The organism is Mesorhizobium shangrilense (genome assembly GCF_040537815.1).
Lineage (GTDB): Bacteria > Pseudomonadota > Alphaproteobacteria > Rhizobiales > Rhizobiaceae > Mesorhizobium > Mesorhizobium shangrilense.
Map to the genome: position 1 here is coordinate 63,286 of NZ_JBEWSZ010000008.1, position 23,393 is coordinate 86,678.

General features: G+C 56.8%; 30 protein-coding genes and 2 pseudogenes. 17 read left to right on the forward strand and 15 right to left on the reverse strand.

The window, feature by feature from the left end; genetic code table 11:
- Positions 1-255: 255 nt before the first annotated feature.
- The 3 genes from ABVQ20_RS35335 to ABVQ20_RS35345 form a co-directional block, all read right to left on the reverse strand.
- The gene (locus ABVQ20_RS35335) at positions 256-609 is read right to left on the reverse strand and encodes a hypothetical protein (protein ID WP_354464450.1); all 354 of its coding nucleotides are present in this window, start codon (positions 607-609) and stop codon (positions 256-258) included.
- Between the two features lie 480 nt (positions 610-1,089).
- Positions 1,090-2,262, reverse strand: coding sequence for a hypothetical protein (locus ABVQ20_RS35340; RefSeq protein ID WP_354464451.1), 1,173 nt, complete (start codon positions 2,260-2,262; stop codon positions 1,090-1,092).
- A gap of 70 nt (positions 2,263-2,332) precedes the next feature.
- On the reverse strand, positions 2,333-3,043 hold the full coding sequence (locus tag ABVQ20_RS35345) for a thermonuclease family protein (protein WP_354464452.1): 711 nt from the start codon (positions 3,041-3,043) through the stop codon (positions 2,333-2,335).
- A gap of 576 nt (positions 3,044-3,619) precedes the next feature.
- Here ABVQ20_RS35345 and ABVQ20_RS35350 point away from each other — a divergent pair.
- Positions 3,620-3,847 carry a hypothetical protein gene (locus ABVQ20_RS35350; protein ID WP_354464453.1) on the forward strand — a complete coding sequence of 76 codons (228 nt, stop codon included), beginning with the start codon at positions 3,620-3,622 and terminating at the stop codon, positions 3,845-3,847.
- 34 nt (positions 3,848-3,881) lie between these two features.
- On the opposite strand, the gene ABVQ20_RS35355 is transcribed toward ABVQ20_RS35350, so the two are convergent.
- The 3 genes and pseudogenes from ABVQ20_RS35355 to ABVQ20_RS35365 form a co-directional block, all read right to left on the reverse strand.
- A complete protein-coding gene (locus ABVQ20_RS35355) occupies positions 3,882-4,067 on the reverse strand; it encodes a hypothetical protein (RefSeq protein ID WP_354464542.1) in 186 nt (61 codons plus the stop codon).
- Between the two features lie 32 nt (positions 4,068-4,099).
- A pseudogene (locus ABVQ20_RS35360) lies at positions 4,100-4,216 on the reverse strand (cold-shock protein); the annotation flags it as partial.
- Between the two features lie 494 nt (positions 4,217-4,710).
- Positions 4,711-4,869, reverse strand: coding sequence for a hypothetical protein (locus ABVQ20_RS35365; protein WP_354464454.1), 159 nt, complete (start codon positions 4,867-4,869; stop codon positions 4,711-4,713).
- Between the two features lie 220 nt (positions 4,870-5,089).
- Here ABVQ20_RS35365 and ABVQ20_RS35370 point away from each other — a divergent pair.
- From ABVQ20_RS35370 to ABVQ20_RS35390, 5 genes and pseudogenes are all read left to right on the forward strand, one after another.
- A pseudogene (locus ABVQ20_RS35370) lies at positions 5,090-5,654 on the forward strand (adenosine kinase); the annotation flags it as partial.
- A 234-nt stretch (positions 5,655-5,888) separates the two neighbouring features.
- On the forward strand, positions 5,889-6,566 hold the full coding sequence (locus ABVQ20_RS35375; RefSeq protein WP_354464455.1) for a hypothetical protein: 678 nt from the start codon (positions 5,889-5,891) through the stop codon (positions 6,564-6,566).
- 230 nt (positions 6,567-6,796) lie between these two features.
- A complete protein-coding gene (locus ABVQ20_RS35380; RefSeq protein ID WP_354464456.1) occupies positions 6,797-6,958 on the forward strand; it encodes a hypothetical protein in 162 nt (53 codons plus the stop codon).
- Between the two features lie 15 nt (positions 6,959-6,973).
- Positions 6,974-7,372, forward strand: coding sequence for a hypothetical protein (locus ABVQ20_RS35385; RefSeq protein WP_354464457.1), 399 nt, complete (start codon positions 6,974-6,976; stop codon positions 7,370-7,372).
- 339 nt (positions 7,373-7,711) lie between these two features.
- On the forward strand, positions 7,712-8,065 hold the full coding sequence (locus ABVQ20_RS35390) for a helix-turn-helix domain-containing protein (protein WP_354464458.1): 354 nt from the start codon (positions 7,712-7,714) through the stop codon (positions 8,063-8,065).
- A 10-nt stretch (positions 8,066-8,075) separates the two neighbouring features.
- Here the strand turns inward: ABVQ20_RS35390 and ABVQ20_RS35395 are convergent, their stop codons facing one another.
- The 6 genes from ABVQ20_RS35395 to ABVQ20_RS35420 are packed head-to-tail and all read right to left on the reverse strand — an operon-like array spanning position 8,076 to position 11,328.
- A complete protein-coding gene (locus ABVQ20_RS35395) occupies positions 8,076-8,618 on the reverse strand; it encodes a hypothetical protein (protein ID WP_354464459.1) in 543 nt (180 codons plus the stop codon).
- Between the two features lie 26 nt (positions 8,619-8,644).
- Positions 8,645-9,013, reverse strand: a complete 369-nt coding sequence (locus ABVQ20_RS35400) for a hypothetical protein (protein WP_354464460.1) — start codon at positions 9,011-9,013, stop codon at positions 8,645-8,647.
- Positions 9,014-9,022: 9 nt separating this feature from the next.
- A complete protein-coding gene (locus ABVQ20_RS35405) occupies positions 9,023-9,352 on the reverse strand; it encodes a hypothetical protein (protein ID WP_354464461.1) in 330 nt (109 codons plus the stop codon).
- A gap of 1 nt (position 9,353) precedes the next feature.
- A complete protein-coding gene (locus tag ABVQ20_RS35410) occupies positions 9,354-9,974 on the reverse strand; it encodes a thermonuclease family protein (RefSeq protein ID WP_354464462.1) in 621 nt (206 codons plus the stop codon).
- 5 nt (positions 9,975-9,979) lie between these two features.
- The gene (locus ABVQ20_RS35415; protein WP_354464463.1) at positions 9,980-10,615 is read right to left on the reverse strand and encodes a thermonuclease family protein; all 636 of its coding nucleotides are present in this window, start codon (positions 10,613-10,615) and stop codon (positions 9,980-9,982) included.
- A 17-nt stretch (positions 10,616-10,632) separates the two neighbouring features.
- Positions 10,633-11,328, reverse strand: coding sequence for a thermonuclease family protein (locus tag ABVQ20_RS35420; protein WP_354464464.1), 696 nt, complete (start codon positions 11,326-11,328; stop codon positions 10,633-10,635).
- A gap of 18 nt (positions 11,329-11,346) precedes the next feature.
- On the opposite strand from ABVQ20_RS35420, the gene ABVQ20_RS35425 reads away from it, so the two are divergent.
- A complete protein-coding gene (locus ABVQ20_RS35425; RefSeq protein WP_354464465.1) occupies positions 11,347-11,841 on the forward strand; it encodes a hypothetical protein in 495 nt (164 codons plus the stop codon).
- Positions 11,842-11,875: 34 nt separating this feature from the next.
- Here ABVQ20_RS35425 and ABVQ20_RS35430 read toward each other — a convergent pair whose 3' ends face one another.
- The 3 genes from ABVQ20_RS35430 to ABVQ20_RS35440 form a co-directional block, all read right to left on the reverse strand.
- The gene (locus ABVQ20_RS35430; protein ID WP_354464466.1) at positions 11,876-12,340 is read right to left on the reverse strand and encodes a hypothetical protein; all 465 of its coding nucleotides are present in this window, start codon (positions 12,338-12,340) and stop codon (positions 11,876-11,878) included.
- A gap of 187 nt (positions 12,341-12,527) precedes the next feature.
- Positions 12,528-12,761: a hypothetical protein gene (locus ABVQ20_RS35435; protein WP_354464467.1), complete on the reverse strand. Its 234-nt coding sequence runs from the start codon at positions 12,759-12,761 to the stop codon at positions 12,528-12,530.
- A gap of 10 nt (positions 12,762-12,771) precedes the next feature.
- Positions 12,772-13,233 (reverse strand): hypothetical protein, encoded by a 462-nt coding sequence (locus tag ABVQ20_RS35440; RefSeq protein WP_354464468.1) that lies wholly within the window; start codon positions 13,231-13,233, stop codon positions 12,772-12,774.
- Positions 13,234-13,645: 412 nt separating this feature from the next.
- On the opposite strand from ABVQ20_RS35440, the gene ABVQ20_RS35445 reads away from it, so the two are divergent.
- The 10 genes from ABVQ20_RS35445 to ABVQ20_RS35490 all read left to right on the forward strand — a co-directional run bounded on the left by ABVQ20_RS35445 (position 13,646) and on the right by ABVQ20_RS35490 (position 23,390).
- On the forward strand, positions 13,646-13,933 hold the full coding sequence (locus tag ABVQ20_RS35445; protein ID WP_354464469.1) for a hypothetical protein: 288 nt from the start codon (positions 13,646-13,648) through the stop codon (positions 13,931-13,933).
- A gap of 82 nt (positions 13,934-14,015) precedes the next feature.
- Positions 14,016-14,282, forward strand: coding sequence for a hypothetical protein (locus ABVQ20_RS35450; RefSeq protein ID WP_354464470.1), 267 nt, complete (start codon positions 14,016-14,018; stop codon positions 14,280-14,282).
- Positions 14,283-14,307: 25 nt separating this feature from the next.
- A complete protein-coding gene (locus tag ABVQ20_RS35455) occupies positions 14,308-15,087 on the forward strand; it encodes a hypothetical protein (RefSeq protein WP_354464472.1) in 780 nt (259 codons plus the stop codon).
- A gap of 789 nt (positions 15,088-15,876) precedes the next feature.
- The gene (locus ABVQ20_RS35460) at positions 15,877-16,890 is read left to right on the forward strand and encodes a lytic transglycosylase domain-containing protein (RefSeq protein WP_354464473.1); all 1,014 of its coding nucleotides are present in this window, start codon (positions 15,877-15,879) and stop codon (positions 16,888-16,890) included.
- A gap of 17 nt (positions 16,891-16,907) precedes the next feature.
- Positions 16,908-17,258, forward strand: a complete 351-nt coding sequence (locus ABVQ20_RS35465) for a TrbC/VirB2 family protein (protein WP_435528485.1) — start codon at positions 16,908-16,910, stop codon at positions 17,256-17,258.
- A gap of 3 nt (positions 17,259-17,261) precedes the next feature.
- Positions 17,262-17,588: a VirB3 family type IV secretion system protein gene (locus ABVQ20_RS35470; protein ID WP_354464475.1), complete on the forward strand. Its 327-nt coding sequence runs from the start codon at positions 17,262-17,264 to the stop codon at positions 17,586-17,588.
- A gap of 3 nt (positions 17,589-17,591) precedes the next feature.
- Entirely contained in the window at positions 17,592-20,114 is a 2,523-nt protein-coding gene (locus ABVQ20_RS35475) for a VirB4 family type IV secretion/conjugal transfer ATPase (protein WP_354464476.1), read from the forward strand.
- On the forward strand, positions 20,089-21,267 hold the full coding sequence (locus ABVQ20_RS35480) for a lytic transglycosylase domain-containing protein (protein ID WP_354464477.1): 1,179 nt from the start codon (positions 20,089-20,091) through the stop codon (positions 21,265-21,267). Before ABVQ20_RS35475 ends, ABVQ20_RS35480 begins: the two co-directional genes overlap by 26 nt.
- A 24-nt stretch (positions 21,268-21,291) precedes the next feature.
- The gene (locus tag ABVQ20_RS35485; protein WP_354464478.1) at positions 21,292-22,083 is read left to right on the forward strand and encodes a conjugal transfer protein; all 792 of its coding nucleotides are present in this window, start codon (positions 21,292-21,294) and stop codon (positions 22,081-22,083) included.
- A 221-nt stretch (positions 22,084-22,304) separates the two neighbouring features.
- Positions 22,305-23,390, forward strand: coding sequence for a type IV secretion system protein (locus tag ABVQ20_RS35490; protein WP_354464479.1), 1,086 nt, complete (start codon positions 22,305-22,307; stop codon positions 23,388-23,390).
- Positions 23,391-23,393 lie beyond the last annotated feature (3 nt).

Here is a 23,393-nt window from a genome sequence, read left to right on the forward strand (position 1 = left end):
CGAAGCCGCAACGGCGGTTGCCCCATTCGGCATCACTGGCGACGCCAAGCGGTTTTCTTGCGGCCGTTTCGGCAACCATCGGACAACGCTCGAGACCGAAATGGCACAGACGCGGAGCATTCATCAGACGATCACCGACAGCATCGTCAACGCGATCGAGAACGGAACGGCGGGAGACTGGCAGATGGCCGGCTCGCCGAGAGAATCGCTTGGGCGTTTACGGAACCATGCGGGCACCTTTTTCCGCCCGAGGATTCAGCTCGGGCCGAGGGCATGCCGCAAATTTCCTAGTTCCGAAAGGAGCCGCTGCCCAGCGGCTTGGAGTGATTTGACTGTTTCTTCGGCTTCGTTCTCTTCGATAACAAGGACCGTACGTTGCGGTTGCTTTGATCGGAAGGCAAGCGTTCGCAAGACGAGCAACCAACCCCCTCGTTGGTCGAGCACGACTTTGCCGACACCGTGGCCCAGCGACGTGCGCAGGCCCTCATGGGTGCGGAAGGCCGATAGTGCTGCTGCGGATGCCTTTCCTTCCAAAGCGAAAGCTCCGGCTGGTGCGGTCAAAGTTGCCAATTCTTCGAACCGTTGCCCGACGAGATGGGGCAGTTTCACGACAGTGCCACGCTGCGATGTATTCGCTAGCACCAAAAGCGTCTCACTAACGGCTGCCTCGCTTCGCGCAAATATATCGAGGCAACGTCCACGCCATGCGTTTGCAGCCATGTGAGCCCGAGGCCACTGGGCGTTGTCGACAGTAGGGATAGGGCTCGTTTCGGTATCCATATGGGAACCGATAATAGCAACCGAAACTTACCAATACGTTGGCCGTGAGAGCAGGGCGATGCATCATTGTGTGTCGACATACGCTGCTAAATGCATCGCCGGCAACACCTCGATCTGGATTGTGAGGTGGATTAATTTAAGGATTGCAACTGGAATCGATCGGAGTCTTACTGTTCATTCGCGAGCCTGTGCGCAACGGGGTGCCGATGATCGTCGTGGCCGAAGCCCTTGGGCAGGTGAAATCAGGATGGCCGAGAAGCACTATGCGCAGGCGGCTCGCTCCTGATATTGAGGGAATATAGCGCGCTCCTACTTCTCCTTCTTTTTGGGGCATTCATACAATGGCCATTGTTTTGCAAGGCCCAACTTCACCAATAGAAATCGATGTAGAGTTCCCACATCCATCAGCTCTGAGTTCTCTTCACATATCCTTTCGTTGAGCCATGTCGCCCCTTCACCATCGTATTTCGGGTCTGTTTTCCACCGAGCAAATTCGTCAAGCATATCGAACTGAAGTCGGTTTTCTCCGTGCATCATTGCGCCGAACTCGAATATATAACCGGCAACATCCGAAAAATCCCCTCCCTCGAAGTATCTCATCGAAAGCATCGAAAGTGTGCAATAGTCTTGTGGAATCGGCATAGAACTAAATAGGATAACTGGTTCACTTTTGTGATCAAGAGCTTCGGTTGTAGGAAAATGTGATCGCTGTATCACATCATACGCACAACTATCAAGAACGCTCTTCGCTTTGAATGCGATGAATCTAACAAGATCCAACGGAATTGGTTGCGTTCTGGACGGGATCATTATCGGCAAGAAAGCTGTCTCTTCACCGTGGTCAAAGTACAATTTCATATCTGATCCGGTTATCTCCATCGAATTTCCAGAGTCTTTGTTAAAAACAAGTCGAGCAGAGACGTCTATAATTGAACAGTTGCTCTCGCAGTCGAGATAGATATCTATCGTATTGCGCCTTATCCCCATATAGTACTGGATTATCTGTATGACATCGGAAACGCTAATATCTACTACGGGAATTTTGTAGTCTATACCGCTGAAGTAAAGAATATGAGAGACTTTCTCATTGGGATTCAGCTTGAAGCGGATAGTGCCGATATCTTTGAAGTCCGGATCTAAATGCCTACCTTGATAGCCTACCGATCTATTGCGGCCGCTCTCGTCGAAATCAAAAGATAGATCTAGGGCGTCCGGAGCCACAGAAGCATCCGCATAGGCTAACTGTTGCTTCAGGTAATCTGACTGAAACCCAAACTTCTGGAAGGCGGCACTCATCTGTATGCTGTCGACGTAGTAACATGTACCGCACCAGAGCGGCTTCAGCCACATGAATAATATCGCAGCGAAAACCAGGATCGTCAGCAACACTCCCAAGCTTTTGTAGGATTGGCCCTTGGACTCCGGGGCAGGTGCAGACGCTGACGCGGGCGCTGGAGATGCGATCCTCTTGTTGCTGCTCATTCTTTCCTCGATATCCTAGGCACTAGCCAAAAGGAAAACGCGAAACTGTGCCTATCCCAACCTCTCCAGATCAGCAAAGTGTCTCGCACGCCACCCCGTCGCTATCGCGATCCAGTTTGCGGCCCCAAGAGCAGTTGTGCAAATACCATTGGGCCTCATCACATGAGCCGACCTGCGAACAGGTGCGCCGCAGCTCGCATGAATAGCCGCCGCTCTGCATGACCAGCTTGCGGCTGACGATGCCGAGTGGCTGGCTCAGCGGCGCCGCACCGTCGGGGTGCGATGCGCGCCAGTCCCACGGCGCTTGGAAGTTACCGACCCACATGCCGACCTTCGCAGTCTCCGCCTTTGCCTGCTGCGGTGCATAGGCGCCATGGCTGTACTTCGGCCAGTCCAGCGCCAAGCCATTCTCGACAAGCCATCCGGCGACGCTCTTGCCGTCCGCACGGTAGCAATCGCCTACATAGCGGCCGTACCTGTCCCATGACATGAACGTGCAACGAGTGGGCCTGGAAAGCGTCAGGAACGTATCGAGAGCAGCGGCCGACTTGACGCCGCACTGGTAGCGAAAGCCCTTGGCGTCGTCGCACTGCTGCGCGGACTCGGGTGCGTCGATGCCGTTGAAGCGGATGCGTTGACCATGGATCTCGATCGTGTCGCCGTCGATGACTGAAGCGACGCCGGCGATCGGCGCCGGCGATCGTCCAATCCAGTGTGATACGTTCAGGTCGGGGGCGCCTTCGCTGTGCTGCACGACAAACTGCGTCACGTAGGCGGCCATAGCTGCAACTGTCACGAACACAAGCCGCTTCGGAACACTTGCCAGGAGGCGTGCACGCCGAAGCTTGGCGCCGGTCCGCTTGCGCCATTGGTCAGACTGATTGTCGTATCGGTATTTGTCCAAGCCCCTCACTCCCCAACGAGAGAATGCGTCCGCTGCGGAAGAGAGTCCAGATGTCATCAGATCGGCTTCAACGCCCGCTAACACGGCGCGCGGTGGCCGGCCCGGGGCCGCGCATATAGTGGAGCTCCGGCCGGTAGCGCGGTGTAACGAATTCGCGAAAGGTTGATGCCAACCGAATGATCAAAGCCGAACGTCCCATGGCGGCTGCTAGGAACGCTGCGGGAAGGCCAAACAGAAGCTTGCGCGACATCATTGTCCCAACGTCATACGCCGGTGTCGATGGGGAACAGGGTCTTTGTGCCCGGCATGCCTGAAGCTGTGGGCGCAAGAACCGTGCCACGCTTGCCCCGCGCACGATTTCCGACGGGAGTCGCGTCGCCTCAACTCTGCTCGTAGCCGTTGCTTGTCATCTTCCTTCTAAGGCGCAATAGTTTTTGCGGGAGGGAAAGATCGATGCGCGAACTGCCGCGAAACATCGACGCCGATGTGGTGCTCGCGATCGGCGAGATGCTCGACGACCACGCAAGAATGGCGTCGGTCTCGCTCGCCGCTGCAGTCACCCACATTCGAAAGCTGCAACAAACGGCGCTGAGCGATGACGAGGTTGAGCAACTTGTTGTGGAAATGGCTGGCTCGCGCGGCCTTGCCGTGAAGTTTGATCGCCGCCCGTCTGGAACATAATCGGCCGGACGCATTGACCGATGAGTCGGTCGCGCTATTCCATGTCGGGCACTTCGCCCTGAGCGAAAAGCACCGTCGGCGGCCCGTAGTCGCCTAGCGCTGGATCGGCGTCGCGGCTCCAAGCTATGACGCCCACATGGTTGCCCGCCAGCGCCTTGGCGGTTCGAACTGCTCTATCTTCGCTTTGCTGATCGGTCAGGCCATCCGGGACCTGCCGCATGCTTCCGGCTCTTGCGGGACGCAGCCGAAAAATCAACCAGCTTTGCTGAGGCTGCCAGCGGAAGACTTGCCAGTGCGGCGGTCCTGCTCGACCTCGTAGTTGATCTTCTGGCCGTCAGCCAGGCTCGAGAGGCCCGCGCGTTCGACAGCGCACGGTTCCAGTCGCCATATGCGTATTCCTTGTAAAGTTCGCAACGCGTTTGGTTCGGCGATTAAGCCGGACCGGTTGTTATTGAGCGCTAATATAGGCGCAGCAAACGCGAAAGACCGCAAGGCCCGGAGCGACACACCTGGTTAGCGCATTGTGCACTCATCTGGACCAGCGACGCCAAGCGGCGACGCGAAGGCAGATGAAGCTAATGGACCAGGGGGTAAACTCTTGCAATGAGGAGCCGCGGTCAGGGTCTCAGGGACGGCGAGCTTCCCTGCGCTAGCCAACACTGACGCACCGCGTAACGCCTTACTCACGGCCGCGGGATTGAGCGAGTGGTTCACATAGCCACCTTCGTGCATAGCCACCCTGGCAAGAGCTTTGAGGGAGTTTCGAAAATTGGATAGTTTCGAGAGGATGGCGCTAATCGATGCGGCCAAGCGCGGACGCGATCGATAATGCGCGCGTTTTGCTGGATCAGTTCAGAGGTAAGTCAGAAACACTCGCCCGAGCGACCGACGACTTTCTGCTTGATCTGATGACCCTGGTGTTTGTTGCAGAAACCACCCGCGAGAGGTCCACAATCCGGCGCGGCGGTTGGCGCGCATTTGACCAGGATCAGGCTGTTGTTGGTGGTGATAGTCTGAAGCATAGGCGTCCGTCCCGGTAGAGAGACGTCGCAACCAGCAAGAAGGCGCCGATCTGTTTGTCGGCGAACCGCTTGAGTCGTGGCTTGGACGGCAGTAACGTCTTCAAAAACCGTGGGAAAATGCGTGGGGGCGCCCTTTGTCGTCGAGATCAAACAGAAGCGTGGGCTCGTGAAGCGGCCACAGTCGATCTGGGGCGGCATCGACCTGGCTGCCATCGCGAACGAGGCCGACAAGGCTTCAGGCGCCAAGGTCCCCTATTTCGAGGGCTATCTGTGAGACCCGCCGCGCGCCAAGGAAGCAATCCGGCAAACGGCGAAGCTTGCCCATGCGGCGGGCCGCGAAGTGTCGATGACGCTGTCGGATTCGTTCTGTGTCGACCGCTAACCGCGACGAGTTCCTCGAGCTGATGCGCTCCGGCACCGTCGATATCGTCTTCGCGATAGCCACGAGATCAAGTCGCTCTACCAGACCTCGTCGTTCGACGAGGCGCTGGTGCAGATCCGCAAGGATTGCCGGATCGCCGCCGTGACCCGGTCGGAAAAAGGCTCGGTCATCGTGCGCGGCCGACGAGACCGTCGTCATCCAGGCGACCGCGATCAGGGAACTGGTCGATACGACCGGCGCCGGCGACGTCTACGCTGCCGGCTTCCTCTATGGTTGCACGACCGGGCGCAGCCTCAGGGATTGCGGCGATCTCGGCTCGCTGGCGGCCGGGCTGGTGATCCAACAGATGGGGCCGAGGCCCAGGCAGAATCTGCGCCATGAGGCCGAGCAGGTCGGGCTGCTGAGGCGAACGGCAGGCTTGCGACCAAGCGCTCGCAGGCACTCAAGGTGTTTGACATCGAAAAGCCAAGCAAGTGCCTTTTCGTCCGCTGCACGGACGGGGTAGTTGCTTTTGACAAAGCTAAGGCAGACTCGAAAACATACGGCCTGAACCCAACGTGAGTCTGGTGGGTCTTCCAAGCGCCGATTTGGCCGGGTAGAGTTTGCAGGGGCGCGAACAACCGGATGAACAAACGGCATGATGCTGGAAAAACTGCGGGCATGTTGGGGGTTTACCCCGACCGTCGATAGGAACGTCGCCCTGGTCGAAGGCTTTCTGAAGGGCATGCGCTTCGCCGACCTGGCGCAGGAACATGACTTGTCGACATCGAGGGTGCGCCAAATCATCGAGAGGGCCGATCGACTCGTGGGCGGCGGCATCCTGACCGAGGCTAAACCGTCCAAGGCCTCGCCTCGAACCGAATTCATGGTCGATTATCCGTATGTGTGGAACCTGGCCCAGATGCACCGGCTCGGTAGCGTCACGCCGCACCATTTCTTTACGGAGTTGGAACGCGCGGGATCGCTGGAGCGGTTGGTGGACATGATGAAGCGGTTGCCGAGCCGCGCACGAACAACACGTGAGCTGGTGCGCCTCGTGTGGCTAAAGGAGAAGGGCGAGAGCCCATGGCCTGCAATGAAGCGATCAAGCATTGCGATCGTGCAACCAACCTGCCCGGTCGACCATCCGGACCGCGGCCTTCAATGCCAGCTCGCCTTGGAACCGGCCGTCCAGCAATTGGTTGAGCGCGCAGCGGAATCCGGCTGGACCGAGGACGAGATAGCCCGCGCGCTCCTCGAGCTCGCCGGCGCACGCCTCAAGAGCAGCTCTGCCAATTGCGCGACTGAGAGGGCGATAGACCGCGCGAGGAGATGAGCAGCATCTCCCGCAAAAGCAGGCCGTTGCGTTCCCTGTGATGATTTCGAGGATCGGCGCGAACGACAACGCCAAGGTATCGAGTAAGGCGAACGGCAAGTATGTCGGCCGACAGGACACGGCAAGCACACGGGATCCAACAACGTCGGTCGCATACTGTGCCCTTGCCGCAGCGTCTTTGGTACGCGCTGCACGGCTATGACATTCAGGCTCCCCCGTCGAGCTGCGGAATGTTCGGCCATGGTCGCGTGCTGCCGCCGGAATCGCGAACGATCAGCGGTGCGCGCGAGATCTCGCGCCTGCTGCTGATCAAGGCGGCGCGGCGCCTGCGGCGAGAGAGTTTCTATGCTGGTGGGCTGTGGCTATGGCTCTCTATCCGAGACGGGTCGTAGCTCGGCAAGCGCCATTTGCCGATCGTCAATGACGATCATGCGATCCTCTCGGCGCTGGCCGAACTGTGGGTCCAGGTTCGGCAGAATTATCCGCGCGGCCTGACGATATTCCGGGTGGGCGTCACCCTCTACGATCTGTCGCCGGCGGGTGAGCGGAACCTTGATTTGCTGCTGAACGACGATCGGATTCGCCGGCGATGGGAAAGCGCCAACGCGGCGGCCGACCGCCTCAGCCCATCTTCCCACGGTGGCGCGGGCTGGCTCCGCGCGGGCTCCTTCCACCCTCACAAATCGGTTCCGTTGCATTCCCTGCAAGCGCAAGTAGCCGCACGTTCGTCGCTGCGCGGTGACGGTGCATTTCATGTCAAAATGGTAAAAGATTCTTGTGCATTCGGGTTACCTAAAATAAGGTAACTCACAAAGGGTAGCCCTAAGGGATTGGGAAAAAGCTGAACCACTTCAATTAGCTAGACGGTGCATTCTTTGAAGTGCGCGACATTCGAAGTCTATAGATAGGCGCAAGAGGGAACGCTTAAACAAACGTAATCGAACCGAAAGAGGTTCGTTCCGTATTGGGACGCCTGATCACGGCTGATCGGGACTCTTAGGCGGAAAATTGGGGTAATACGATGGGGCGGAGGGGGCGTGCCATGAACCAAGACTCTTAATTCTCCAATCATTGGAGTCAGGTTAGCGGCGGCGAGTCAAAAACACACCCGAATCATTGTCGGGCTAAGAAGGTGAAATACGCTCATGCCTCGGTTTAAGGGCGAAAACAAAGGCGAAGAGACGACCATCAAGGATTTGAAGGAATTGACGTTTCAGGAGCGACTCGTATTTGGCCTGGAACGGATCAAGGCGCAGCGGGGTTGGAAGAACAAGGATCTCGCCGCGAAGCTTGATGTGACTGAAGGATATATGTCGCAGGTGGCCCGCGGAATGCGCGACGTCAAGCTGACGATGCTCGATAAAATGACCCGTGAACTCGAGGTCTCGATTGGCGATCTGTTCGAGGTCAGCGAGGAGGACCTCCAGCCGCCACGGCAGGAGGAAAAGAGGCGAAAGTCAAAAAAAAGTTGCCCGGGCATATCCCGGGCAAGCCTCTAGATCGGCTTCATCAGTAATTGAGATTGAACCAGAAGCGTTGCTTCTTCCCTTGCTCGTTTGGGATGTCGAAATACCACGGGTCGGCGCGGCGGGGGCGCAGTGATGAAGTTTCTTGGATACAGCTATTACCGTCGCGACCGCCGGCAACTGTACGGTAATCAAGGTTGTTACCTGTGCGCCTATTGCTGAGACGGTCTCTGCACACGTTGACCGTCGTTACGCAGCGATCGGGCTCACGGCGATTGCCGTCGCGGCCGTGCTCGCTGTAGCCGACCTTTGTGCCTTCACGGCATTGCTCGTAATTTTCCCGCCCGGGCTTGCCGGCCTTGGCTTGCTCGCAAATTGGCCAGCTGAAGCCGGGTTCTGCCATGGCCGTGATCAGTTTCGTCATCGGCGGAACGCAGTAGGAAACGCCGTGCCAGGATGGGTTTTGTGATGCTGCGCACAGAAGAACCTGGCAGCCCCACGACGCGTCCTGCGCCTGGGCGGGCGCTGCCGCCCATAGTGTGCCGGTGGCGATCAATGCAGCAGAAAACAAGCCATAAGATTTCATTTCCCTCTCCTGTGAAATTAAAACGATCAGTTTGCATAGGCCCAAGCGCCATCGATTTTTGCGAATGGAAGCGACTTAGGCATAGACCAACCGGACGAATCCGAGACTGTGCCGTTGCAAATCACGCCAGGAATCACGGGGTGCTTCTGACATTCGGTTATCCGCATTGAGCTCCCTTTGAAGGTCGTTTTTTGAAGTGCCGCCGTGGCCTCCTCGTCGGTAGGAACTTCCAGCTTCGCTGCTTCGGCCACTTTTGTCTCAAGCTCAGTGACCTTCGCCTCGAGCTCAGTGATTTTCGTGCTCGTGGTCATGTTGTTGACCTGATAGCCGGCGCCGAAGCCGACGAGGGCGGCAACGGCGGCGGCGACACCGGCGGAAATATACGGATTGGTCATGATGCTTCCTCAGTATCCTTCAATGCCAAGCCGCTTCAGAATGATGGTGGGATCCTTCTCACAATCCTTCTTCCAATCGGGATGTTTGACGCAGGCATAGGCGTATTGGCTGAGATCGGCTGACGAGAGATCGGCAAGCTTGTTGCCGATCACTTTCCATTGCTGAACGTCCTGCGGGTCGCAACCGGCGCCGCCAGCACCGCAATAGTTGGGATCGCGTTCTTCCACCTGCTTTTGCGTGGCGCCATCTTGTGTAGCGGACTGCGACATTGCTGCGATCGGGACCGCAGCGAGGAGCAGCGGCGCCGTAGCGAGTGCGTATGTGAGCAAACGGTTCATGTTAGCCTCCTTGGGATTCTGCAGAGGATGCTGGAATGTCTGGAGTGACCGGAGGGGGCAAGGGGAGACCGGGGTCGAACGTATCCGGAGCCTGCTCGGGTGTCTTTTTATCCCGCGCCGAAACATAGAGCCATGGCGGAAGGAGATCCTTGGAAGACCAGACCCCGTAACCAAGACCGCGGGCTTTCCTCTCTATGTCGAAATAAGCCGGGACTTGCGGCTCATCCTTGTAATTAAACGCATAGCCGATGCCTTCCGCGATTGCGGTGGCAGCCAGATTGGTTTCTCCGACGAAGCAATGAGCGATGAGATTTTTGTTGGCGTCCCGTGCGACCGGCGCGCAGTTGACGTCTCGCTCGAGTGTCCGGAGGATCATCCATGCCTTGGCAACTTGTCCGGCTGGCCATTCAATACCCTCGCTGACGGCAGTCTGCTCCAGGCGAGGAGCCTCATATCCAGCAAGGCGGACAATCTGACCGCGATCTTTGAAGTCGATTGTCGTGCCATCGATCACCTGCACCTTACCGTAGATTTGTCGCGGTACGTCGGCCGGCCGGCTCTGCGCCAGAGAAAGCGATAGGAGCCCGGCGAGAAGAGCGAAGGTGATGGCAGCTGTTCGCATCATTGTCACCGTTGTGCCTTCTGTTGCTGCATCAGTACCGAGACGGGGTGCGGCATATCAGAATAGGCCCATAAGCCTGCGCGCGCCGTTCGCGCGCTTTCTTCTGCCACCCGGTAACCAGGAACGATCAGCTGGCCCGCGCCGTCGACGGCGGCAAAGCCCCATCCTTGAGCAATCATATAGGTGGCTAGGTCGTAGCCTCGTTCGCCAGTCGTGGTCTGGCAGACGACGACGGCGTTGTTCTGATCGAGATCCTTGACCGTGGTGCAGACGGGCTTGGTATCGCGGATGAGAGCTTGAGCCATGATCAGATTCAATTCCCCGCAATCACGGACGACACCAGCGGACAGGGTGACATTGGTTCCCCGGAGGCAGGTTTGCAGTCCATATAAGCGATAACGACGTCCGTCGGAGATCCACGTGTCACCGGTCTCGAACTGGGCTGTAGCTGGAAATGGAGTAAAGTTTAATTGCCGAGCGCCCCCGTCTTGCGTCTGAGCCGGCGGTGTCTGATTTGGCGACGCCTGCACTGGAACCACTGGAGGGGCGGGCGTCGCTCTCAAGGATTTTTCGGCAAGAAACTCTGGCATGACGTACATGCCTGCATAAAGGCCGGAAGCTGCAATCGTGGTAATCAACATGAACAGTCGGATCCGCATCAATTCGTTGAAGGATTGGTTCGATAACGTTCACCGTAAGGGTGCGTGAAATAGGAATTCACCCAAATGCCAGCCTTTGACCGCCGCGCGTCATCCTCCGCTTTCGCATACTCCGGAAAGATCGGCTTGCCAGCGCGATCACGGGCGGCAAAGGCAAACCCTTTCCGGATCATGGTTTCAGATAGAGATTGCACCATGTCGTCCTGGGTGAAAAAACACTCAGCAAAGCGGACGGTCGGACTTCCAGGGTTTTGTCCGACGAAGTGGCAGGGGAAGGCGTCGCCGGCGTCGGCTTTCGCCAGGTCGAGACTGGAGGCCAGCCCCGCTAACGAGACCATGACACATGACACCTGATTGCCCATGAACTGGACCATTTCAGTTGAAAGGCAGCCCTGGACACCGGCGAGTTTAATAACCGCGCTGTTGGAATCGAGAAACGCACTGCCTGTGAGAGCGCTCACGGGTTTGACCGTCTTCAACGTGAGCTGAGTTGCGATCGAGGACGTGTCAAGCGCGGCCTGTGGCTCAGGGACCAAATCCCGGCCTTGCGCATAGGCGTTCTGGTAATAGGAGATGAATTTCGAGACGGCATCGTCCTGCGACATGGCTGGCGGGAGGAAGAGGCAGCTCGCAAGCGCCAGATAGGAGAGGCGGCGTGGCCGCCAGACAGGGTAGCCCATGATCGCAATCGTCACCTGTTGACTGCGACGAAAATGCACGAAATGATAGTGCAGTGCAAGTATCGGAAATTCTACTATTTTGATATTTTAGGTCGAGCGCTGGCTGAAAAAGCGAAGGAGAACAGCGAAATGTCCGCCTTAACCAAGGCGATCAGACTTCTGATTCTGCCATTCCGGATTGCCTGGATGAGCGTGAAGGTCGTAGGGTTCCTGATTAGCAGTGTGCTCTGCTTGTGGCTCGGCGCCTTCGTGGCTTATTGGGTTGCGCTGACGTTTTCATACATCTTCCTGCCGGATGCATGGACCGAGGCTATGTGGGCGTGGGCGTCAGGTCGTTATGATAGACATCTATGGTTCCGCGTCGCGACGATCGCGCCTTTTGCCTTTCTCGTAGGATTACCCTTCGCCTTTTTGAAGGATGACCGGACACCGGAAGAACGGCGGAGAGACGAAGAAGAGCGGCGTCGTCAACTCAATGATGACCTGGCGGCACAGCGGTTTCGGGAAGGGCTTGGTCTGCCACGATAGCCGTTCCGGTAGGAGCCAATTTTGGGCAGCCGATTTAGAGGGCGAGGGCCAAGCCGATCAATCCTGCAAGGGCAGCCATGGCGAGGCTCAGAAGGGCAAACCAGAATATCCAATCGATCAAGTCGCCCACGTAATCACGGACGGCTTCTTTTTGTGCAAGACGATGAACCACGAACAGGAGTGTCGTGGGGGGCAGCGTAGGCAGGCAGACCGCGGTTGCGCTCCCGTCCAAGTTTCTGACGCTGCTGCTAATCCCACTGCCATATCGAGGCCCAAGGGCGGGGAGGAAAGTGGTGATCGCATCATAGGCGAGAACGGTCACCAGGAGCGGGCTCATGGCAAACAGAATCCCGAACACCGCATACGACCAGAGGTCGATGTCCGGCCAAGTGAAGAGCCACCGCGCCAGCCTAATTGTTCCGGTGAGCGCGTGTAGCAACAATGCCAGCCTTAGAAAGAAGATCCACGCCGTTGCCGGAGCGGACACTGCCTTGCTCATCAGTTCGAGAACCAACCTGCAGCGTACTTGCGGCCGGACCGCTCGGCCAAACCGGCTTTCAGCAATTCGCTTGCATCGCCCTTTCTGGTCTGGACGCTCACCAACGTGCGCCCATAACGGCCCTCTCCGTGCGGCGCCACGCTGATGATGCCAGACTGCAAGAGGGATTGCAGAAGGTAGGCTGCCTTTACACCGGTTTCGTACTCTTGTTGGCACTTTGCACACCCGGCAATTCAGGGGCGTCAATCTCGTACAAACGGTACTTGATTCCAACAAACCAGAAGGTATCGCCGTCAACGACGCGTTGCTGGCGTTTCGCGTAACCGCATATGGGAATGGACGCGTTGGCGTCCGACTCAGTAACACTAACAATGGAAATTGAGAAAGGAAGGAAACAATGAGCATAGGGGTGATTGTTCATATCCTCTCTTCTAGGAAATTACTGTGGGTTTCTTGCGGACGATAGCCAGATCAAGACCTGTCATCTGATCCTCTTGCATACGTGGGACGAGGATTGGTTGAATGCAAGTCGTCAACTGAGCGAGTTCGGCCATGGTGATTGTCGGCTCGATGCCAAAAGGAGAGGCATCAGCGTCAAACTCATCTTTGTTGTCGTCAGCGAACACAATGGCGTGGCTAGCGAGGAACTGCGATTGTTTGATCTGAAACATAGCCGTCCAATATGGCTCCGTGTCCTGGGCGTCGTGCCAGACCAGATGGCGACGGCCTCCGAGCTCGATTTCAAGGGTGTGCAGCGCCCGTGCGCCAAGAAGCTGGCGCAACTGCGTTTTCGGCTGATGCTGATGCTCATCGACAGGGTCGACGATGTACACCGGGCCGATGGTCGCATTGAGGGGGTCTATGAGGAATCCAGTGTAGCGGACAGGTTTCATTTTTCGCTCCAGAATAGGAAGGGGGCAGGCTCTTGGGCCTGCTCCCGCCTGTTGAAGGGACGCGGGGGATGGCAAAAAGCGCCCGGTTGCCGGACGGGGTGCGCAACGCGGTTGCACCCGTCAGGGTGCGACCGACTTGCTGCATCCGGGCCGGCAGGCAGGCGCTTTGCGACGGGAAGGGGGGAAGGCCCCCTTGGGTCGCGTTCTCAGTCGAACGGAGACGCATAAAGCCGCTAACGGGAAGAAGCTATAGGACTGAAGCACTATGTCCGGAGGAATGCGCGAAACACTTTGCTCTGAAACTGAACCTGGTGCTTCATCGAGCGTGTGGTTCATGCGACGCGGCCAGTAATCGGTGAGTACAGGGTCGAACTGACACCTTTTCGCGAGGGGCAGTTGGTATGAGGAGATGGTGACCGACGGTGCGATCGAATTGAGCTATGAGGAAGTTCAGCGCCGTGTGGAAGAAACGTTCCGCGTCAGTAAATGGAGGGCGGAGACGAAGGCTGCCGAACAATGGCCTGGTGAAAGTTCCATGTGGATGCAGGAGGATCATCTTGGAACCGACGAAACCACGAGACCGGGCAAAATCTGGCAATGGCTCGAGGCGCACCGCCGCGGAATGGTGTGGGCGTTTGCAGTCGCCGCGGCACTTGTAGGGGCACTTATCTCTCAGATGATCTTCCATCGTTGGTTTTGATCCGTTTGAAGCTTGAGTTTTCAATTATACGTCGGTAGAAAATTACACTGCAGTGATATGTTTTTGAGCCGAAGCGGTTTTGATGGAGCAGGACGACAGGCAGTCATCAGGGGACGAAGCCGAGGGTGGTACGAAGAAAAGCTGGCAAATCAGCGCCGATGGCGTTGCGCCAGAGATTCTTGATGTAGCCAGCGCTTGGTTGAATGCCGGCGGAGGGGATCCGGTCGTGGGCTTGCTTCTCATGAGCGAACGCCTGTTGACTTGGCGGACTTTCTCGTCGGTGGGAATAACAAGAGGTACGCTGAGCGTGTTTCCGGAGCCAGCGGGGGCCGAGGACGAAGGCGAGTGATCCACGGCCAGGCGGGGACAACTCTGTGACGCAGCATGATCGGTCGTTGCTGACCAGTGAATGGTACGTGGTTCCGATTTCGGTCGATTGCGCCGGATGTGGTGCACAGACGCGTTCGGCCGGGATTATCGTCGGGCCGTCCAGTTTCACCAATGCCGCCGATTTCGACCTTGAAAGTGATGTCTTCGAGAAACCATGGGAGCCATTGGAGGCGTTCGGTCTGGTGGAGAAGCTTGGAGGGCGAACGGAGAATGTCGAGCGCTTTGTTGTGAAGCGCTATCACAGCGCGTTCGCAATGCAGGAGGACGGGCTGAAGGCTGTGTGCGAGCATTGCAGCGACAGCCTGCCGGGGGCGCTAATCCGGGTCGCTGCGATGGACAGCTTTGTTCGCCTCGGACAGCGGAGGCTCCTCAAAAACGAGGGGCTGATGTTCTTCTCGTCCAACGTTGTTCTAACGCAGTTTCATGGCGGCACGTGGATCCAAGAGAGCGGGATCGAGGGCGGTGGCTATTCGCTCTTACTTCTATGTGACGCTGAAGATGCGAGTGGCGGGGAAGGCGTGGTCGAGTTGTGGCACAGCGTCGAGCGCAACGACTACGCCGTTGTTATCAAGGGGCACGGTGATCGCGAGATGCTGCGCCGCGGCTTCAGCGATGATCTGGAGCAGGTTGTGGCTGATGTGACGGGGTTGGGGCTCGTGTTGACCCAATTACGTCTGGCGCAAGACGAATCGCCATATTGTGAGCTTGCCCGCAATATTTTTCTCAGCGCGTTGAGCCGCGCGGGGTATCAGCAAGACGAATAGGGAGTGCTATTCCATTGATTATTAGAAAGACTTTCATCGGCGGGGTTGGAGCGGCACTGTTTTTGGCAGGTTGCGCAAGCGGGGTTCATCATATGCGACCACTGCCGGTTGCACCTTACACCCATCTTAGGCTGAATTCCTGCAAGGCCTATGGCAGCAACATCGTCGAATGCCAGTTGGAATATGGGGGCGGCTTTGGTCACCAGCGCCTTGGGCCTGTGCAGCAAAGGTCGCGGGCATATGTGGCGAGCAGTGGGGACTATCAGTACCAGGTGTCGTCGTGTTTGCCGATGCAAAGAGTGCAGGAGCAACTGCCGATCTATCTGTGCGAAATTTATGGAGTTCGGTCCGGTGCGGACGCGGGTTCAGTTTTCATAAAGGGAGGAACTGCCGTGCGTCTGGCAAAGGTCCTGGGGGACCGTGAGCAGCAACGTTACCGTTGGACATCAGACGTCTGGTCTCGGGTACGTGACTGATTCTATTAGAAGATTGGAATGTAGGCATTGACCAGCCTAGGGCATGAAAGCCTAGGGGTACGAAGGATTCTCGTTGATTTTTCGCTTGGAATGAGATCCAAATTATTCTACTACGCTATAAGAACTCACGGTAGCACAGTCGATGATTTGCAGCTCATTAGTGCATGTGGAAGGATCCGGGAAAGGATGGTCGCGGGTCACTGGGTTGGCTGCCGCGACGTCAGCTTTTGTCCTGACAAGCTTTGCTGGAGTGTCGAATGTCGGCGATTCCGCATCGGCAGCACGCAGGAGCGACGAGCCTTTGAAGCCGGTTATGGCGACAGCCTACCAGCCGATAAAGGTGAAGATTTCACCGGAAGAACTGGCATCTGGCTCTGTCGGGAAGGTTGTACGGGCAGACGTGGTGGTCGCTCTGCCGCTCGGAGGAGACCGCTTTAATGAGCGATTTGGCGGGGGTTGGAATAGTTTCGATGTAGTTGACAATACTGTGTCAGCTAAGGGAGCGCCGGGGGTGGTTGATCGCAGTTTGGTCGTTGCCTATGCGCCGGAGGCAGAAACAGCACTTGGTCTGCGTGAGCAAGCCGTGCGCTCCTCCATAGAGGTCTTCTCACATGGGGAGATGCAAGAGGAAATGGTGGACGGGCCATCCGTTGACGAAGTTACTGCGCTGAAGGGCGCCGTGACTCCGTCATGGAACGAGCCAAGGCCGGATTTGCTGGAAGGCGTTCCGGCCGAGTACGCAAAATTGGTGACGACGATCTCCGCGGAAGAGGGTGTCGACCCGAATTTGATGTTGTCAATCATGCGCGTGGAGGACGCCGGGTTCGATCCGCAGGCTGTTAGCTCCGCAGGCGCGATTGGACTTATGCAGGTCATGCCCAAGGTTGGAGAGGCTTTTGGCGCGGCGGACCTCACGGAGCCCTCGCAGAATATAAGGGCAGGGGCGCGGTTTCTTCGCGTTCTCGTCGACAAGTACCGAAATCTCGTGCTGATCGCGTCAGCCTATAACGCCGGTGAGCCGAGAGTGGATGTCCGTCGGTCTCTGCCGTTGATTCAGGAGACGGCGGATTACGTGACGCGCGTGGTGGGGCTCTACACTAATACGAGCTCGACCGACGAGGTTTTTGCGATCGGTCGCGGTGCTAGGGCTGCGCCGACGGCAAGGAAAGCGGGTGGAAGATCGGGACGGGCAGAGCGGGCGAAGTCGCCAATGCTGGTCTTTTCGGTTGGTAGCACGGGCGACGAAAGCGGCCGTGTGGAACAGGAGAGTGGACAGGTTCCCGTCAGTGGCCCTGTGAAGATCAAAAAGGAAGAGGTGCTTCAATGAATATGATTGTGGGGACGTTGCAGGCGCTTGCCGTATATGGCCGGTCCGCCTGGTATTCGGCCAAGGGACGCAAGTGGATGGTTAACGGCGCGATGCTTGCCGTATCCAGCATGGTCCTGCTGGTAAGCCAATTCGAGCCGGCAGCTGCGCAGAACCTTGATGCTCTGCAGCAGGCGGCCGATCGGCTGGTGCAGTTCTTCGTTGGTCCGTTCGGCCGTTCGGTCGGCGCGATCGCTTTTATCGGCATGTTCCTTGCGGCTGCTTTTGGCTACTGGAATTGGGGCGCTCTTCTCAGGGTGGCAGGCTGCCTTGCCGGCATGTTTGCTGCTGCTGAATTGGTCGATTTCCTGGCCGGTAGCGGTAAGTGATCCATGGTGGCTGGAAGCAACAGCCACGGCGGCGAAGACGAATATATTGAGTCTTACCCCGTCATACTGGCACTGACGCGACCGCCGACAGTGATGGGCATTCCGTATACATATTTTCTTGCGGAATGCCTCATCTCGCTGATGGTTTTCATGATCCTAGGTTCCATTTTATGGTTCCCGGTTTCTTTCATTGTCTGCCACAGCATTCTGTATGTGCTGACAGTGAAGCTCGATCTTTGGTTTTTTGACATTGTCGGTCGTCTCAGCATGTGCGGCGTGAACCCATTGGGCCGCAAGCTTGGGGGCGGGGTTCGAACGTACGGGGTTTGATCGATGAATACGATGGCGCGTTCCTTGAAGGGATCATTGACGAAGGGTTGGGAGATCTTCGCCGACAAGAGCATCTCCACCCACATCCCCTTCTACGTGCCGATTGAAAACGGCATCATTCGGCTGAAAAATGACTGTCTTGTCTCGACGCTTCGGCTGAACGGTTTTTCGTTCGAGACCGCTGACATCGAGACGATCAACATGCTTCAGCGTCAACGCAATTCTGCGTTCCGCGCGATCTCCTCGATTGGTAATTTTTCACTCTACACGCATGTCATTCGGCACAAGGTTGCGCCGTCGTTGCCGTCGAATTTTGCCGATCCGTTTATGAAAAAGATGGACGACATCTATCAGGCGAGCATTTCGAAGAACGAAATGTTCGTGAACGACACTTATGTGTCGCTAGTCGTGCGCCCTTTCTTCAAGAAGGGATCTGCGCTTTCGCGCGTCATGGGCGTGGGCGGTAATGTCGTTCGAAAAGAGCAGTTCCGTCTAATGCGGGACAAGCTCGTCGAGGCCACGCGCGCGATTGAGAAGTCACTGGATGCCTATGGGCCGAAGGTGCTGCACGACGTGCAGCGCGTCGAGGTCGATCTTGGCAACGGCAAGCGGATTTACCGCGATATCTCCCAGGACATGGTTCTTGAAGAGGGCGCGAGGAAGGTTTGGTTCTCGGAGCAGTGCGAGTTCTTCTACACACTGCTGAACGGCGGTCGGGTAAGGCCGATCCGCCTGGGTAACACTCCGATTGATGAATTGCTGCCCGCACGGCGCACATCGATCGGCAATCGCATAATTCATCTGCAGGGCGATACGCCCGAAGATGATCGGTACGCCGGTATAGTCTCGCTTAAGGAGTACCCTCCGGAGACTGGCGCGGGCATGCTCGATTACATCTTGAAGCTGCCCTTTGAGATGGTTGTCACACAGTCGATGTCGTTCGTCGACGACATGGCCGCACGCAACCGAATTGAGCGGTTGGACCGGCAGCTCTCCAAGGCGGACGAGGGCGGGTCCAGTGTGCATGCAAATCTCGATATCGCCCGTGACGAGTTGGCGCGAAAGCGGGTGGCTTTTGCTGAACATCATTTGACGGTCATGCCGATCGCGAAGACCACGGCGCAACTTGACGATGCTGTGGCACTTATCGGTAACGAGTTGGGCGCCCTTGGCGCTTCATACGTGCGAGAGGATCTCAATGCCGAACCGGCCTATTGGGCTCAGCTCCCGGGCAATCAGGCTTATATTGCGCGTCGGGCGTTGATCTCCACGCTGAATTTTGCCGGATTGAGCAGCTTCCACGCCTATCCTTATGGCAAGCCGGACGGTAACCACTGGGGACCGGCAATCACGATCTTCGAAACGACATCAGGCACGCCGTTCTTCTTCAACTTCCATCAGGGCGATGTCGGACACACGACCGTGTTTGGTCCTACCGGTTCCGGTAAGACGGTGATCATGGCGTTCATGATCCTGCAGGCGTACAGGGTTAACCCGCGGCTCAAGACAGTGGTGTTCGACAAGGATCGCGGCCTTGACATTATGGTCCGCGCTGCCGGCGGGACGTATATGACTTTGGAACCGGGTGAGCCGTCGGGCTGGAACCCGCTTCTTCTCGAGGATACGGAGAGGAACCGGGTGTTTCTATACCGGCTTTTGAGCTTCATGCTCAAGCCGGCGAAGGAGGGCGAAAACCTCACGCCCCAGGAAGAGTCCATCATCCGCAATGCGATCAAGTCGGTCTTGAAGACCAAGGATAAGTCTTATCGTAGGTTATCGTCGCTGCGCGCGCTGCTAGCTGGTAGCGAGCGAACCGAAGGAAGCCTCATTGCGAGATTGGACAAGTGGGTTGACCAAGGCCCGTATGCTTGGCTCTTCGACAATGCGGAGGACAATCTGGACGTCACGAAGCCGATGATCGGGTTCGACATGACGTCAATCCTTGACGATCCGACGGTCCGCACGGCAGCGCTTTTGTACATGTTCCATCGGCTGGATGCCATTTATGACGGCAAATCGCCCATCATCAACCTTATGGACGAGGCGTGGAAGCTGCTCGATGACGATGAATTCAAGCGCACGATGAAGGACTACTTCAAGACCATCCGTAAGCGGAATGGTCTTGTCATCTTCGGAACGCAGTCGGCCGATGACGTCGTGCAGTCGAGCGTGAGCCGGACCATTATCGAGCAGACGTCCACCAACATTTTCTTTGCAAACCCAAAGGCTGACGATAGCTCCTACATGAATCATTTCGGCCTTTCGCAGGCCGAATTCGATTGGGTGAAGAACGGCGATCCAAAGTCGCGATTCATGCTTATCAAGCACGCGAAGGACAGCGTGATCGCCCGTGTGGACATGTCTCACATGCCGGAATTCATCAAGGTGTTGTCGGGTCGCGAGGAAACCGTGCGCGAGGTCGAGATTCTTCGCGACGAATATGGAGACGATCCGAAGAACTGGCTGTCGAAATTCTGTGATTGGAACGAGGGAGAAGGGGATGAACAACGCAATGTCACCAAATAGGGCATTGGCCGTTGCGTTGGCAATGGCTACTGCATTGTCGTCCTCGGTCGCGCTGGCGCAGGTCCCGGTTATCGACGGCGCGCGAGTGAAAATCCAAACGCAGACGATGGACTGGTATACGACCTATGAGGCCGACACCAAGAAGGTGAAGGGCGCGTCAGGTGGCACAACTGAAAGCGTTGCCCCAGGGCAGGGATCTGGATCGCCAATGGACTGCTCGGCTGAGGGCATGTCGGGCGATACGACACGGGCGCCAGCAGCAAAGCGCACGCATAGCCAGCAAGAGATTGCGCGAATGGTGGAGGAGGAAGCCATCCGTCAGGGTGTCGATCCTAATTTCGCGATGGCAATTGCCGAACAGGAATCGCGTTTCAGGCAGTCTGCTCGTTCGGGCGTTGGGGCTATTGGCGTGATGCAGCTCATGCCAGGGACAGCCGCAGAGTTGGACGTCAATCCGTACGATACGCGGGACAATATCCGCGGCGGCGTGAAGTACATAAAGAAGCTGCAAGGCATGTTCGGCAACCGTACCGATCTTGTGGCCGCTGGCTATAATGCCGGGCCATATCGGCAGTCGCTCCTGAATGGCAGAGTCCCGAACATTCCAGAAACTCAGGATTACGTCAAAAAGGTCTCCGGCTACTACAATCAAAACAAAGCACACAACGGCGATCGGGCACCACAGGGTGGAAGCACGCCCGACCCGGAGACCGTTGGCTATAATCAGGCATGCGGAGAGCCGCTGAAAAAGGCGCTGGACCGGAACACAGAAGCGCAGCTCGAGCGAGGCAAGATCTGGAACGAGTTTGTGCAGAAATCGACGGAAGCAAATCAGCAATATTTGCAGCGCTTGCAGGCCGGATTGACTGCTGCATCGGCGGGGTTGCGATCGAGTGGTGCTGGGGGTGACAAGGGATTTGGCGATGGATCCCTTGTGATGCCGGAGGTTCAGTGCCCAACAGCGGTATTCAATACCGGAGGAACGCGCTGCTATGCCGTCCCGTCGCCTGCATCCACGAAGGACATTCAGGGCTGGTTGATGAATTTGCAAGAGCAGGCCCGTTTGAAGGGGGAGGCGGCAACTTTCTCTGTCATGGAAGATCCCGCGTTGGGGCTAGTAACGGTGGTCGATAACCGGCCGATCGCGCAGTAGCAGTTGGAAAAGAGGATAGGCGAAATGAAGAAACTCATCATAGCAGGCGCATTGAGCGTTCTCGCGATGTCGTCGGCATATGCGCAGGTCCCTGTCACGGACGCTGCAAATATCAAAATCAACCAGGAAATTCAGCGGCTATCCGCTCAGATCCAGCAGGATACGTCGGTCGTCAAGGACAACACGACAAAGACCCTGCAGGCCATTACCGGCGACCGAACCCAGGACGCCAGTCAGTTCGCATCGCTTGCGGCTGGCAACGGTTTCAGCATGGGACAGGCGCCTGGATTCGACAGCATCCTGTCGGGTAATTCGGCAGTTTTCGGGGGAATTGGTGGCCAATTCCAGAACGCTGCGGCGAAGCTCATTAATGGGCTCAATCTGGTGAAGATGGTTACCGATACGGTGAATGGCGGAAGCCTGTCAGGCGCCAATCAAGCCTATTCTCAGGGTATTAATGCCCTCACAACGATGACAGCCCTAACGGACGCGATGAACGCTGCGTCAAAGGATCGTCAGAATTCGTTCCAGCAGGCAACACAGCAGATCGGCACGGCGAAAGATCTTAAGGGCGCGCTTGAGCAGAACACGCAAATGGTGCTGCAGGGCAACCAGACCGCCAACGAGGCAGTCGGATCGCTCAACAACCAAGTCATGCTGCTCAATCAGCAGTACAAAGCAGGGTTGGCAACGTCGTCACAGAATATGAAGGTATTTGCTCCGCTTCCCGACAGTGTCATCCGCAGTGGCAGTCAACAGCCGCAAGGATCGTCGGTACGTGATCAATTGAAGGCCTTCGAGGATCAGAACCAGTGAAGGTTGTGGGTTTTTTGATACTGGCCTGCGCGGCCATAACCGGTTGCGCGGGCAAATATGAGCAGTTGGCAAGGTGTTCGGCCGATGAAAACCCCGTGCCGAGTATGGCCTATGGCTCGGAAGCTAAAGGGAGCACTGAGCCTGGTGACGTGTTTTTGGCTGTGACAAATGAAGACGATTGCGGTCCCATGAGGCCGGTGAATCCATTCTAAGGGGGACCGATGGACGCGGTCAGCTATGCAGTCAATTTTTATGGCGACGCGCTAAGCTATTTCGACAAGATCAATGTTGCCTCCCTGGAGAGAGCCTGGGGATTGTTCGCCGAGAACGGCAATTTGATCTCTGCCATCTTGGCGCTCTTCTTGATCCTGTATTTTCTGTGGGGAGCGCTCGGGCTTTCCAGCGTGACCTTGCAGGACATGGCCATAACCGGATTCAAGGTTGCATTAGCATATGCGCTAATCATGTCGTGGGCGATATTTTACGACAACATCGCGCAGTTTGTCTTGGAAACTCCCCAGCAGTTGGGGTCAGCAATATCATCTGCGATGGGAGGAGACGTAGCTGGTGCGAATTTGGCGCAGCAAGTCGCCAGTATGTGTTTGAAGATCTACAATTTCACGATGAAGCTATTTAACTCGTTCGAGTCTGGCATCATGCCGAATGTGACCGGCGCTGTTATTGTATTTATCGTGTTCTGTTTTGGTCTATTGCCAATGCTCCTGATCCTGACGGGAGTGACGCTTTTCTCCAAGATGATTACGGCTATCATGTTGGCTGTCGGTCCTATTGCGATCCTTTGCTACTTTTTTCACATCACGAATTTCGTCTTTGGTGCCTGGGTGAGAGGAATTGCCTACGGCATGTTCATGCTCCTCTTCACTTACATCATGGCGGGCCTGGCTTTCGGCTTTCTTGCTGGAATGATGGAGACGGTGAACGATAGCATGGCAACTAAGGAGAATGCACTTGCGATCGCGATCGCCATAGTTCTGTATCTTGCGATCATTTCCTATTTCATTCTGCAGGTGCCGGATTTCGCGAAGTCCTTTGCGTTTGGTGCGGCTATGAGCGGCGTTTCAGGCGGCGGGTATGTGCCGGAACTCTATCGTGGTGCTCAGAGCAGACTTTCCAAGGGTAACAGCAGAGGGGCACAAGCCGCAGGGGCAGCGCTTGCCATGGCCGGCGGGCCGAAGGGTGCCCTCTTGGCAACAATGGCTGCCGGGGGGGCTATGGGCCGAGGCATGGGTGCTGGTGCGGGTGCGTTAGGGCGGATGTTGACAAACAGACGGCGCAACGGCGGCTAATTG